Source organism: Micromonospora sp. NBRC 110037, from assembly GCF_001652995.1.
Taxonomy (GTDB): domain Bacteria; phylum Actinomycetota; class Actinomycetes; order Mycobacteriales; family Micromonosporaceae; genus Micromonospora; species Micromonospora chalcea.
In genome coordinates this window covers 1,044,807-1,057,451 of the sequence record NZ_BBVA01000002.1, presented here as the reverse complement: position 1 = coordinate 1,057,451, position 12,645 = coordinate 1,044,807, and the positions used below count along the sequence as shown (strand labels likewise).

Genomic DNA, 12,645 nt, shown 5'->3' with positions numbered 1-12,645 from the left:
GTACGACCAGCGCGGCTCGCCCGGTGAGCCTTGCGGCGCTCATGCCCTGCCATCGACTGTGAGCGATAACATCCCCCGGCGTCAACCCCTGGCGCCTACGGATAGACGTCCTCGTGCGCCTTGCGGTAGTCGACGATCTCGTCCAGCCGGCCGGCCGCGGCGTGCGTCACCCAGGCCGGGTTGCCGAGCAGCGCGCGGCCCAGCGCGACCAGGTCGAACTCCCCGTCCGCCAGCCGCGCGGCCAGGCCCGCCACCGACTCCGGGCCGCCCGCGCGCAGGAAGTCCCGGCGCAGCCCGACCGAGCCGACAGTGATCGACGGCAGACCGGTGAGACGCTTCGCCCAGCCGGCCAGGTTCAGCGGCGAGCCGGGGAACGCCGGCTCCCAGAAGCGACGCTGCGAGGCGTGCAGCACGTCCGCGCCGGCCTCGGCGAACGCGCCGAGGATCCGCGCCAGCTCGGCCGGGGTCTCGGCGATCCGCGCGTCGAACGCGCGCTCCTTGAACTGGGAGAACCGCACGATCACCGGCCGGTGTGCCGGGACCTGCTCGCGCACCGCGCGGACCACGGCCGCCGGGAACGCCGCCCGCCGCGCCGGGGAGCCACCGAACGCGTCGGTCCGGCGGTTCGTGTACGGCCACAGGAACTCGTCCAGCAGGTAACCGTGCGCGGCGTGGATCTCGACCGCGTCGAACCCGGCCCGGACCGCCACCCCTGCCGCGTCCGCGTACGCCGCCAGCAGGACGTCCGCGTCGGCGGCGGTCATCGCGTGCGGCGCGGGGCGGCCCGGCTCGCGTACCCCCGAGGGGGTCCACGCCGGAGCGCCGTCCACCGGCTCGCGCAGGCTGCCCAGGTGCCACAGCTGCGCGGCGATCCGGCCGCCGGCGGCGTGCACCGCCTCGACCACGCCGCGCCAGCCGGCCTCGGCCGCGCCGGGAGTCATCCGTGGCACGGTGTCCTCGTGGCCGGCGCTGGGATGGTCCACCAGCACGCCCTCGGTGACGATCAGGCCGACACCCGCCGCGGCGCGGCGCCGGTAGTACTCGGCCATCTCCGGCGTCGGCACGCCGCCCGGCGCGCGGTTGCGGGTCATCGGCGCCATCACGAAGCGGGACGGCAACGACAGGCCGGCGACGGTGACCGGCTCCAGCAGCGGCGTCACCGGCGATGCGGTGTCCAGTGTCGCGTTCATGCCCCGACGCTAGGAGTTGACACCGGTGTCAACTGCAAGCGCTCAGGCGGCCGGATCCCGGGTGTCCTCGGTCACCGTCATGTCGGCCACCACGTCGTCGAGCACCGCGACGGCGTGCGCGAGCCGTGCCATCTCGGCGGTCATCCGGGCCCGCTCCTCGCGCAGCCTTTCGGTCAGCCACGAGGTGCGGATCTCCGGATCGGTCACGCAGGGCAGCAGCTCGGCCATCCGGCGGCTGCTCAGCCCGGCGTCGAACAGCCGCTGGATGAGCCGGACCCGGTCCACCGCCGACTCGGCGAAGACCCGCTGGCCGCTCGGTGTGCGCAGGGCGGCGAGCAGGCCCTGCTGCTCGTAGTACCGGATGGACCGGGCGCTGACCCCGGTACGCGCCGACAGCTCCCCGATCCGCATCGCGCCTCCCCGCTCGCCGGACCTCCATCATCGAGCATGCCGCGCCGGTCAGGACAGCAGCTCGACGTACCCGTCGGTGCCGTGCACGCGGATCCGCCCGCCGTCGGGGATCAGCCGGGTCGCGTCCGGCACCGCCACCACCGCGGGCAGGCCGTACTCGCGGGCGATCACCGCGCCGTGCGTCATCAGGCCGCCGATCTCCGTCACCAGTCCCGCGACGGCCACGAACAGCGGCGTCCAGCTCGGGTCGGTGTACGCGGTGACGAGGATGTCGCCCGGCTCCACGTCGGCCCGGGTCAGGTCCGTCACGACCCGCGCCCGCCCCTCGACCACGCCGGCCGAGACCGCCAGCCCGGCCAGGGCGCCCGGAGGCACGTCGTCGCGCCGGTACGAGCCGTCGAGGGCCTCGCCGTCGGAGGTGAGCACCCGGGGCGGGGTGAGCGCCTGGTGCGCCCGGAACTCCTCGCGGCGCCGCCGGATCAGCCCGGCGTCGGCCCGCCCGGTGGCCGCGACCTCGCGGAACTCGTCGAAGGTGAGGAAGAAGACGTCCTCCGGACCGGCGAGCACACCGGCGCGCGCCAGCCGGTCCGCCTCGGCCATGAGCGCCTGCTTGTAGACGGCGTAGCGGCTCACGATGTCGTACTTCGGGTACTCGCGGTAGCCGGCGAACGTGCGTACCCGGTCGATCATGCGTTGCGTCTCGGCGGCCTTGCGCTCACCGTCGGGCAGCGCGCGCAGGCGGTCCAGCACCTCCCGGGCCTTCGCCTCGGCCCGCTCCCGGCCCTGCGCGAAGCGGCGCGCGGCCGCGCCCGGGGTGAAGGTGTGGACGTTGTCCAGGATCAGCGGCACGAGCGTGGCCGGGCGCTCGCTCCACCGTGGCCGGGTGATGTCGATCTCGCCGACGCAGCGCATGCCGTACCGGTCCAGGTAGCCCTCGACGGCCGCCCGCGCCTGCGCGCCGCCGGGGAGTTTCGGCAGCTCGTCCAGGAACCCGTCGTCGGCGTGGTCGCGCAGGAACGCCACCACCTCGGGGTACGGTCGGATCACGTCGGCCACGTCGAGCAGCGCCAGCCCCATCTCGGCGGTGACGTTGCCGGGCGCGGACAGCGTGAGCGTGTCGGCGGCGTCGCGTTCGCCGAGCCACTCCCCCAGCTTGTCGTTGAGCCACCAGGCGGCCTGCATCCCGGCCATGATCACCTGGGCGCTCACCGGATCGGTGAGCACCCGCTTGTGCTCGGCGAACGCCTCGATCAGGAAGTCGAACAGCTCCGGTCCGCTGCGGCCCTCGATGTCGCGGCGCAGGGCGGCGAGGGACTCCCGGCTGCGCGCGACGAGGCCGGCGACGATCGCCGGATCGGTGTCGATCGGCGGTGGCGGCCCACCCGCGGGCGGGCCGGCCGGGGCCGGGTCCGGCGCGGCCGGTACGACGTCGCGGGCGAGGACCGTCTCCAGCGCGTCCCGGGTGAGCGGGTCGGCCCGGCCGATCATGCCCAGGAACGCGGTACGGCCCGCCGGGGTGGCCAGGTGCGGTGTGGCGTCGACGAACAGCCGGCCGCCCGCCTCGTGCATCGGCGCCATGGCGGTCAGCCGCCACATCGACAGGCCCAGCGGCTTCATCGCGTCGGTCATCATCTGCTGGTGGCCGACCGACAGGTAGACGTGGAACGTCCCGTCGGCGGCGGCAGCCGGCACCGGGAACAGCGTGGTGATCGGCCGGCTCTGCAGGATGTGGACGTCGTCCCCGGTCACCGCCCACTCGACGTCCTGCGGGCAGCCGAAGTACGCCTCGATCCGCCGGCCCAGCGCGGCGAGGCGTACCGCCTGCGCGTCGGTCAGCGCCGGCTGGGCCTGCCGCGCCGGGTCGACGGGCGCCTGCCGGATGCCGCCGCCGGGCGCCGCGTGCGCCGCCCGTGACTTCGCGCCGATCCGCCGGCCGACGACAGCGCCGTCGCGCACCGTGAACACGTCCGGATTCACCAGGCCGGAGACCAGGGCCTCGCCCAGCCCGAAGCCCGCCTCCACCGAGACCACCCGCCGGTCGCCGGTGACCGGGTCGGCGGTGAACAGAACCCCGGCGGCGTCCGGGAAGACCATCCGCTGCACCACCACCGCCATGTCCACGGCGCGGTCGTCGATGCCGTGGCGCCGCCGGTAGGTCACCGCCCGGTCGGTGAACAGCGAGGCCCAGCAGCGGCTGACGTGCCGCAGCACCTCGGCCGTGCCGACCACGTTGAGGTAGGTGTCCTGCTGGCCGGCGAACGAGGCATCCGGCAGGTCCTCCGCGGTCGCGCTGGAGCGCACCGCGTACGCGGCGTCCGCCCCGAGCGCGGCCAGCGCGGCGGTGACCGCCGCCGCGACGTCGCCGGGCAGGGCGGTCCGCTCGACGGCGCGACGGACCTCGGCGGCGGCCGTGCGCAGCGCCGCCGGGTCGTCCGCGTCCGCGCGGGCCAGCCGGTCCAGCGGGCCGGCCAGCGCCGGCGTCCGCGCCACCAGCCGGAAGGCGTCCGTCGTCACGCAGAAACCCCTGGGTACGCGCACCCCGTCGATCCGCGTCAGCGCCCCCAGGTGCGCGCCCTTGCCGCCGACCGCGGCGATCCGCGCCTCGTCCACCTCGTGCAGTTGCCACACGTACCGTCCGGTCATGCCATGCCCCCGTTTTCGCAGCTCAACCCGCATCGGCCGATGATTCTGCGGCATCACCGGGGCCTTGCGGCAAGACCGGGGGTGCGATATACATTGATAGTGGCAAGGAGATCTGTCTCCTTGCCTTTCGTTATGCCGCAGCCTTTCGTTTTGGGCCGCACCACGAACCCCTGCCCTGACCCGCTGCCGTCACGTGAGTCAGATCTCCCCGCCCCGGGTGGAGTGCCGGGGGCGCGACGGGGCAAGAAGCGATCACGAGGCCGCGACGCGGCCCGGACGAGCGGGATCGGACGGGGTGGGGGAGACTCGGGCGATGAGCGGCGCTGACACCGACCCGCATACGCGCGCCGACGTCTTCGCCGTCGACGGCGAGATCGGGCCGGACCTGGCGCGCGTCGACTGGTCCGCGCACCCGCTCGGGCCGCCGGACACGTGGCCGCAGAGCCTGCGGACCTCGGTGCGGATCCTGCTGTCCTCCCGGTTCCCGATGTGGATGGCCTGGGGACCGCAGCTCACGTTCTTCTGCAACGCCGCCTACCGGCGGGACACGCTCGGCCGCAAGTACCCCTGGGCGCTGGGCCGCCCGGCGAACGAGGTGTGGACCGAGATCTGGGACGACATCGGTCCCCGCGTCGACACCGTGCTGCGCACCGGCGAGGCGACCTGGGACGAGGGCCTGCTGCTGTTCCTGGAGCGGGCCGGCTACCGGGAGGAGACCTACCACACCTTCTCCTACAGCCCGCTGCGCGACGACGACGGCAGCCTCGTCGGGATGCTCTGCGTGGTCAGCGAGGACACCGAGCGGGTCATCGGCGAGCGGCGGATGGCCACGCTGCGCGACCTCGGCTCGGACCCGAGCGTCATCCGCACCGAGCAGGAGACGCTCACGTTCGTCAGCCGCCAGCTGGCCCGCAACCCGCAGGACCTGCCGTTCACGCTCACCTACCTGTACGACCGCGACGGCGACGCCCGGCTGGCGGAGGCGACCGGGCTGCCGGCCGGTCACCCGGCGGCCCCGGCCACGCTGTCCCTCACCGACCCCGCCGCCCCGTGGCCGGCCGGCGCCCTCACCGAGGGCGACCCGGTACGGGTGACGCTCGACGGCCCGGCCTTCGCGGACCTGCCCGCGGGTGTCTGGCCCGCCCCGCCGGCCGAGGCCCTGCTGGTGCCGCTACGGCAGCAGGGCGGCGCGCCGTACGGGTTCCTGGTGGCGGGACTCAACCGCTACCGGGCGCTGGACGACGGCTACCGCGGCTTCGTGGAGCTGACCGCCGGGCACCTGGCGACCGGAATCGCGAGCGCCCGCAGCTACCAGGCGCAGCAGCGGCGGGCCGAGGAGCTCGCCGAGCTGGACCGCGCCAAGACCGCCTTCTTCTCCAACATCAGTCACGAGTTCCGCACCCCGCTCACGTTGATCATGGGGCCGGTGGACGAGCTGCGCGGCCGGCTGCACGACGCCGACGAGCGGGTCCGCACGGAGCTGGACGTCATCCGCCGCAACGGGCTGCGCCTGGGCAAGCTGGTCAACAGCCTGCTCGACTTCTCCCGCATCGAGGCGGGCCGGATGCAGGCCCGCTACGAGCCGGTGGATCTGGCCGCGGTGACCGCCGACCTGGCCAGCGTCTTCCGGTCGGCGATCGAGCGCGCCGGCCTCTCCTTCGAGGTCGACTGCGCGCCCCTGCCCGAGCCGGTGCACGTGGATCGGGGCATGTGGGAGAAGGTGGTGCTCAACCTGCTCAGCAACGCGCTGAAGTTCACCTTCGACGGGACGGTGCGGGTGCGGATGGACGCCGAGCACGGGATGGCCGTGCTGCGGATCTCCGACACCGGCATCGGCGTCCCGGCCGAGGAGATGCCGCGCCTGTTCGAGCGGTTCCACCGCATCGAGAACGCCCGGTCCCGCTCCGGCGAGGGCAGCGGCATCGGCCTCGCCCTGGTCAAGGAACTGGTCTCGCTGCACGGCGGCGACATCGACGCGGACAGCACGGTGGGTCGCGGCACCACCTTCACCGTCCGGTTGCCGTTCGGCGCCGCCCACCTGCCCGCCGACGCGCTCACCCCGGCCGGCGCCGGCCGGGCGCCCGGGTCGGCCGAGCCGTTCGTGCAGGAGGCGCTGCGCTGGCTGCCCGCCGACCCGGGCGCCGTCGTCGGCGAGGACGGGCCCGCCGCCACGGACGGCCCGGTGCATCCGCTGCCCGGCGGCGCGCCGGCCCGCGTCCTGGTGGCCGACGACAACGCCGACATGCGGGAGTACCTCACCCGGCTGCTGCGCTCGGCCGGACACGAGGTGCACACGGTCGCCGACGGGCCTGCCGCGCTGGACGCCGCCCGCGCGCAGACGCCCGACCTGGTGGTCAGCGACGTGATGATGCCCCGGCTCGACGGCCTGCAACTGGTGGCCGCGTTGCGCGCCGATCCCCGTACGGCCGGCACCCCGGTGCTGCTGCTGTCCGCCCGCGCCGGCCAGGAGGCCTCGATCGAAGGGCTGGAGGCCGGCGCCGACGACTACCTGGTCAAGCCGTTCCCGGCCGCCGAGCTGCTGGCCCGCGTACGCGCCAACGTGGAGCTGGCGCGGCTGCGCAACCACCACGCGCGCTGGCGCACCGCGCTCGTCGACTCGCTGCAGGAGGCGTTCTTCGTCTGCGACGAGGACGGCGCCGTGGTCGAGATCAACGCGGCGTTCACCGACGTCCTCGGCTACGGGACCGAGGGCCTGCCCTATCCGCCGGTACAGCCGTGGTGGCCGGACCAGGAGGCCGAACCGGACGCGCACCGTCAGGTGGCCGCCGCGTTCTCGAGGCTGGTCGGCCAGTCCCGCGGCACCTACACCGTGCCGGTGACCCATCGCGACGGGCACCGGATCTGGATCTCTGCCGCGTTCAACCAGGTGGACGACCCGGACAGCGGCCGGCGGATGATCGTGGGCACGTTCCGTGACGTCACCGCCGAGCACTACGCGGTCCAGCGGGAGACCGCCCTGGCCGGGCTCGGCATGCGCCTGTCCCGGGCCGACGACCTCGCCGACGCGCTGCACGGCGTGCTGGACGAGCTGCGCAAGCTGTGGCGGGCCGCGGGCGTGCTCACCGCCGTCTTCGGTGACCTGCCCACCCCCGACGTGACCGGCACCGACCCGGCGGCCCGGTGGGCGACGCTGCCCGCCAAACGCCGGCAGGCGTTGCTCGGGCTGCGCGACACCCCGCTGCTGACGCCGGTGGCGACACGCCGGCACGGCGCCGGCATCGCAGTCGAGCACCCGCACGGCACCATGGCGCTCTGGATCGACCTGGGCGAGAAGCGGCCCTTCACCGAGCAGGACCAGACCCTGCTGGCGCTGCTGGCCGGCCACATCGGTCAGGGGCTGCACCGGGTGCACCAGATCGACCAGCAGCGGGAGACCGCGCTGGCCCTGCAACGCGCGATCCTCGGCCCGGCGCAACTGCCCGCCGGCTTCGCCGTGCGGTACGCCCCCGCCGCGGTGCCGCTGAAGGTCGGCGGCGACTGGTACGACACGGTGGAGCTGCCGGACGGGCGCATCGGCATCGTCGTCGGCGACTGCGTGGGACACGGGCTGCGGGCCGCCACCGTGATGGGGCAGCTGCGCAGCGCGTGCCGCGCCCTGCTGTTGCAGGACCCCAGCCCGGCCCGGACGCTGGCGGCGCTGGACCGGTTCGCCGCGCTGCTTCCCGGCGCGTCCTGCGCCACCGTCTTCTGCGGCGTCCTCGACCCGGTCACCGGCCTGATGCGCTACTCCAGCGCCGGTCACCCGCCGGCCATCGTGGTCGGCGCCGACGGCACTCCCCAGCTCCTGCAGCACGGCCGGTCCCGGCCGCTGGCCGTCCGCGCGGGTGAGGAACGACCGGAGGCGGAGGCCACGGTGCCGCCGCGCGCCACCCTGATGCTCTACACCGACGGTCTGGTGGAACGCCGCCGCCAGCCGATCACCGTCGGCATCGCCCGCGCCACCGACGCCATCCAGCAGGGCCACCACGCGCCGGTGGAGGTGCTCGCCACCGAGATCATGGATCGGCTCACGCCCGACGGCGGCTACCACGACGACGTGGCGCTGCTGCTCTACCGCCATCCCGGGCCGCTGGAGCTGGAGTTCCCGGCCGAGTCGACGCGGCTGGCCGAGGTGCGTACCGCGCTGCGAGGATGGCTGGACCGTTGCGGGCTGGCCCCGGCCCACGCCTACAACATCCTGGTGGCGGCTGGCGAGGCGTGCGCCAACGCGATCGAGCACGGGCACCGCGACAATCCCGGCGGGCGGATCCGGCTGCGCGCCGCCGCCACCGCGAACAACCTGCGCCTGAGCGTGACCGACAGCGGTCACTGGCGGGAGCGCGAGCAACCCCCCGATCCGCACCGCGGCCGGGGGCTCGTGCTCATGCGCGCGCTGATGGACAGCATCAGCGTCACTCCGGGAGCGACCGGCACCACCGTCGACATGCAGGCGAGGATCACCGCATGAGCGCGTCCCTGACTCTCACCACGAGCGACCGTCCCGACGGCGTCCGCGTGCTGACCGCCGTCGGCGAGATCGACATGAGCAACGCGTCCTCGTTCGCCGACGCGCTGGCCGAGGGGGTACGGCCCGAGGGCGAACCCCTGGTCGTGGACCTCACGAAGGTCGAGTACCTGGACAGCGCCGGGCTGGCCGCGCTGTTCCCGCACGCCGACCGGATCGCGCTGGTCGCCGGTCCGCTGCTGGAGCCGCTGCTGACCATCTCCGGGCTGGCCGACCTCACCACGGTCCGCCGCGCCTGACGCCGTCGCGGCGTCAGGCGCTGTCGCGGAAACAGGCGCTGTCGCGGAGTCAGGCGGCGTCGCGGACGATCACCAGCGGCGAGTGGGCGTGGTGCAGCACCGCGTGGCTGACCGAGCCGAGCAGCAGCCCGCCCAACGCGCCACGGCCGTGCGCCCCGACCACCACCAGCTGGGCGTCCTTCGACTCCTCGACCAGCACCCGGGCCGGGGCGCCGCGGATCGACCGCTGCCGCACCGGCACGTCGGGGTAACGCTGCGACCAGCCGGCGACAGACTCGGCGACGACGCGCCGGGACTCCTCGGCGAGCGCCTCCGGGTCGTACACCAGGGGCAGGATGTCGCCGGGGCCCATCGGGGTGGGGTACAGCCAGGCGTGCACCACGATCAGCGAGGCGCCCCGGCGGGCGGCTTCCTCGTACGCGAACCCGACCGCCGCGGTGGACAGCTCGGAGCCGTCCACGCCGACCACGACCGGGCCGTCGGCGCGTGCCTCGCCGCGCGTCACCAGCACCGGGCAGTGGGCGCGGGCGGACACCTGGAGCGTGACCGAGCCGATGAGCAGGCCGGCGAAGCCGCCCAGGCCGCGGTGTCCGAGCACGATCAGCGCGGCGTCGCGGGACTCGGCGACCAGCACCGCGGCCGGCGCGCCGTCGACCACCACGCCGGTGACCGGTACGTCCGGCGCTACCTTGCCGGCCTCGGCGACCGCCTCGGCGACGCACCGTTCGGCCTGGTTGCGCAGGCCGGCGCCGGCGGGCGCGCCCGGGGCCGGGGTGAGCGGCGCGCGGGTCAGCGGCCAGATGAACGCGTGCACCACCTGCAGCGGCCGGTTCCGGTCGGCGGCCTCGCGGGCGGCGACCCGGACCGCGTCCAGGGCGGTGGCCGACCCGTCCACGCCCACCACGACGGGGGCCTGCGAGTGGATTGTCATGACGCCTCCTTCACTGTCCTCAGCCTGCCCGTCCGGCGGCCGGCCGGGCAGGGTCCTGGGTCCCGGCGCGAGGGCCGTCGGTCCCGTCGGCCGTGCCGGAGCGGCGGGTCAGCCGCAGCACCAGCCCGGGCAGGACGCCGATCGCGGCGCAGGCGAGCAGGTCGAGCGCGCTCAGCGGGGACGTGCCGAGCAGCTCGCGCAGCGGCGGCAGCAGCACGCCGGCGACCTGGAGGACCGCGGAGATCGCGACCGCCACCGGCAGGGCGCGGTTGTGCTCCCGCGAGCCGGGCGCCCGGGTCGCGCGGACGGCCAGCGCCACGCCGAGCTGGGCGAGGCCGAGCACCACGAAGACCACCGACTGCCACGGTCGGTCCGCCGCGGCGGCCCACACGCCGGCGCCGAGCGTCGCGGCGGCGATGAGCGCGCCGGTGACCAGCACGTCCCGGCCGAGGCCGCCGCCGAGCACGGACTCCTGCGGCGAGCGGGGACGGCGGCGCAGCGTGCCCGGCTCGGCCGGCTCCGCGCCCAGCGCCACCCCGGGTACGCCGTGGGTGAGCAGGTTGATCCAGAGGATCTGCGCCGGCAGCAGCGGCACCGGCAGGCCGACCAGCGGTCCGAGCAGCATCACCGCGATCTCGGCGACCCCGCCGGCGAGCGCGTAGCGCAGGAACCGGCGGATGTTGTCGTAGATCCGGCGGCCCTCGCCGATGGCGGTCGCCACGGTGGTCAGGTCGTCGTCGACGAGCACCAGGTCGGCGGCCTGCCGGGCGACCTCGGTGCCGCCGCCCATCGCCACGCCGATGTCCGCCCGGCGCAGCGCCGGGGCGTCGTTGACGCCGTCGCCGGTCATCGCCACGACGTGTCCCCGGTCCTGAAGGCCGGCGATGATGTCGAGCTTCTGCTCCGGCTGGGTCCGCGCGTACACCCGGGTGTCGGGGTGGGCGCCGCCCGGGTCGCCGTCGTCGCCGTTGGCGAGCGGGTCGCCGTCGCGCCAGAGCCCGAGCCGGCCGCCGATGGCGGCGGCCGTCGCCGGGTGGTCGCCGGTGATCAGGACCAGCCGGATGCCGGCCTGCTCGAAGCCCGCCGCGATGCCGGGTGCCGCCGTGCGCAGCGGGTCGCCGACCGCGACCAGGCCCAGCGGGCGCAGGCCGGTCGGCCGGGCCGGGTCCGGCAGCGTGTCGACCACGGCCGAGGCCACCGCCAGCACCCGCAGCCCTTCGGCGGCGAGCCGGTGCGCGGCATCGGTCAGCTCGGCCAGCTCCTCGGCGCCGGCGTCCATCAGCGGCGGGGCCAGCAGGTTCTCCGGCGCGCCCTTGCAGACCACGAGGTAGCGCCCGTCGCAGCGGCGGTGCACGGTGGTCATCCGGCGCAGGTCCTGGTCGAACGGGGCCTCCGCGACCCGGGGCCAGGCCTCGCGGGTGGTCTCCGGGTCCAGACCGCAGCGGGCCGCGAACGTGACGAGCGCGGCCTCCAGCGGGTCGCCGATCGCTGTCCATTCCGGCCGTTCGCCGGTCGGCGGGGTCAGCGTGGCGTCGTTGCAGAGCAGCCCGGCGCGGGCGAGGGCGCGCAGCTCGTCCGGGGCGCTCACCGGCTCGCCCCGGTGGCGCACCTCGCCGTCGGGCGCGTAGCCGGTGCCGGTCACGGCGTAGCGGTCGCGGCCGGGCACGACCGCGTGCTGCACCGCCATCCGGCCCTCGGTGAGCGTGCCGGTCTTGTCGGAGGCGATCACGGTGACCGACCCGAGGGTCTCCACCGCGTGCAGCCGCCGGGGAATGGCCCGGCTGCCGGCCATCCGGCGTGCGCCCAGGGCGAGCGCGAGCGTGACGACGGCGGGCAGCGACTCCGGTACGGCCGCCACCACGAGGCTCACCGCGGTGACCGCCATCTGCGTGACCGGGCGTCCGTCGAACACGCCGAGTGCGAAGACCAGCCCGGAGAGCACCACGGCGGTCAGTCCGAGCACGCGGCCGAGCGAGGACAGGCGGCGTTGCAGCGGGGTGGGCGCCGGGCGGGTCGCCGCGACCAGGGCGCTGATGCGGCCCAGCGCGCTCGCCGCGCCGGTGCGTACCACGGTCCCGGTGGCGCGGCCGGTGGTGACCACCGTGCCGGCGCTCGCCTCCTCCCCCGCGACCCGGGTCACCGCCACCGACTCACCGGTGAGCGCCGACTCGTCCAGGCTGAGCCGTACCGCGTCGGTGAGGTCCAGGTCGGCGGGCACCACGTCGCCGGCCTCCAGCCGGACCAGATCGTCCCGGACCAGGTCGGCGGCGGGGAGCACGAGGTCACGGCCGTCGCGGACCACCCGCGCGGTCGGCGCCGCGAGCCGGTCCAGCGCCGCCACCGCCCGGTCGGCGCGTACCTCCTGCACCACGCCGATCGCCGTGTTGATCAGGACGACCAGCACGATCACCGCGGTGTCGGGGTAGTCGCGCAGCAGCGTGGTCACCACGGCGGCGGCCAGCAGCAGCGCCACCAGCGGGTCGGTGAGCTGACGGAAGATCCGGCCGGCCAGCCCGCGCTTGCGTGGCGCGGCCACCGTGTTCGGCCCGTCGGCGCGCAGCCGGGCGGCCGCCTCGGCCGAGCCGAGCCCGGTCGCGGGGGCCGGAGAGATCTCGGTGGGCGTCACCGTGCCCTGCCCGCCGTTGATCACCACATTGCCCTCCATGTCGTCGCCGCCCGCGCCGGGCACTCCCAGCATGCCGGGTG

The 12,645-nt window shown here is 75.2% G+C and carries 7 protein-coding genes; 2 read left to right on the top strand and 5 right to left on the bottom strand.

Going from position 1 to position 12,645, the window contains the following annotated elements:
• Positions 1 to 95: 95 nt before the first annotated feature.
• The 3 genes from A4R25_RS03780 to rph are packed head-to-tail and all read right to left on the bottom strand — an operon-like array spanning position 96 to position 4,244.
• Positions 96 to 1,190, bottom strand: a complete 1,095-nt coding sequence (locus A4R25_RS03780; protein ID WP_064445616.1) for a 12-oxophytodienoate reductase — start codon at positions 1,188 to 1,190, stop codon at positions 96 to 98.
• 42 nt (positions 1,191 to 1,232) lie between these two features.
• Positions 1,233 to 1,601 (bottom strand): MerR family transcriptional regulator, encoded by a 369-nt coding sequence (locus tag A4R25_RS03775; RefSeq protein WP_043323294.1) that lies wholly within the window; start codon positions 1,599 to 1,601, stop codon positions 1,233 to 1,235.
• Positions 1,602 to 1,649: 48 nt separating this feature from the next.
• Entirely contained in the window at positions 1,650 to 4,244 is a 2,595-nt protein-coding gene (gene rph / locus A4R25_RS03770; protein WP_064445615.1) for a rifamycin-inactivating phosphotransferase, read from the bottom strand.
• A 313-nt stretch (positions 4,245 to 4,557) separates the two neighbouring features.
• Between rph and A4R25_RS03765 the strand changes: the two genes are divergently transcribed.
• A complete protein-coding gene (locus A4R25_RS03765; RefSeq protein WP_064445614.1) occupies positions 4,558 to 8,712 on the top strand; it encodes a SpoIIE family protein phosphatase in 4,155 nt (1,384 codons plus the stop codon).
• Entirely contained in the window at positions 8,709 to 9,008 is a 300-nt protein-coding gene (locus A4R25_RS03760; protein ID WP_043323291.1) for an STAS domain-containing protein, read from the top strand. The genes A4R25_RS03765 and A4R25_RS03760 overlap by 4 nt, the downstream gene beginning before the upstream one ends.
• A gap of 49 nt (positions 9,009 to 9,057) precedes the next feature.
• On the opposite strand, the gene A4R25_RS03755 is transcribed toward A4R25_RS03760, so the two are convergent.
• A complete protein-coding gene (locus A4R25_RS03755) occupies positions 9,058 to 9,939 on the bottom strand; it encodes a universal stress protein (RefSeq protein ID WP_064445613.1) in 882 nt (293 codons plus the stop codon).
• Positions 9,940 to 9,958: 19 nt separating this feature from the next.
• Entirely contained in the window at positions 9,959 to 12,637 is a 2,679-nt protein-coding gene (locus A4R25_RS03750) for a cation-transporting P-type ATPase (RefSeq protein ID WP_064445612.1), read from the bottom strand.
• Positions 12,638 to 12,645 lie beyond the last annotated feature (8 nt).

Excerpts from the sequence above, each read along its gene's own strand:
- A4R25_RS03780 (WP_064445616.1), bottom strand. The coding sequence starts at position 1,190 with ATGAACGCGACACTGGACACCGCATCGCCGGTGACGCCGCTGCTGGAG.
- A4R25_RS03775 (WP_043323294.1), bottom strand. The coding sequence starts at position 1,601 with ATGCGGATCGGGGAGCTGTCGGCGCGTACCGGGGTCAGCGCCCGGTCC.
- A4R25_RS03760 (WP_043323291.1), top strand. The coding sequence starts at position 8,709 with ATGAGCGCGTCCCTGACTCTCACCACGAGCGACCGTCCCGACGGCGTC.
- A4R25_RS03755 (WP_064445613.1), bottom strand. The coding sequence starts at position 9,939 with ATGACAATCCACTCGCAGGCCCCCGTCGTGGTGGGCGTGGACGGGTCG.
- A4R25_RS03750 (WP_064445612.1), bottom strand. The coding sequence starts at position 12,637 with ATGCTGGGAGTGCCCGGCGCGGGCGGCGACGACATGGAGGGCAATGTG.
- rph (WP_064445615.1), bottom strand. The coding sequence starts at position 4,244 with ATGACCGGACGGTACGTGTGGCAACTGCACGAGGTGGACGAGGCGCGG.
- A4R25_RS03765 (WP_064445614.1), top strand. The coding sequence starts at position 4,558 with ATGAGCGGCGCTGACACCGACCCGCATACGCGCGCCGACGTCTTCGCC.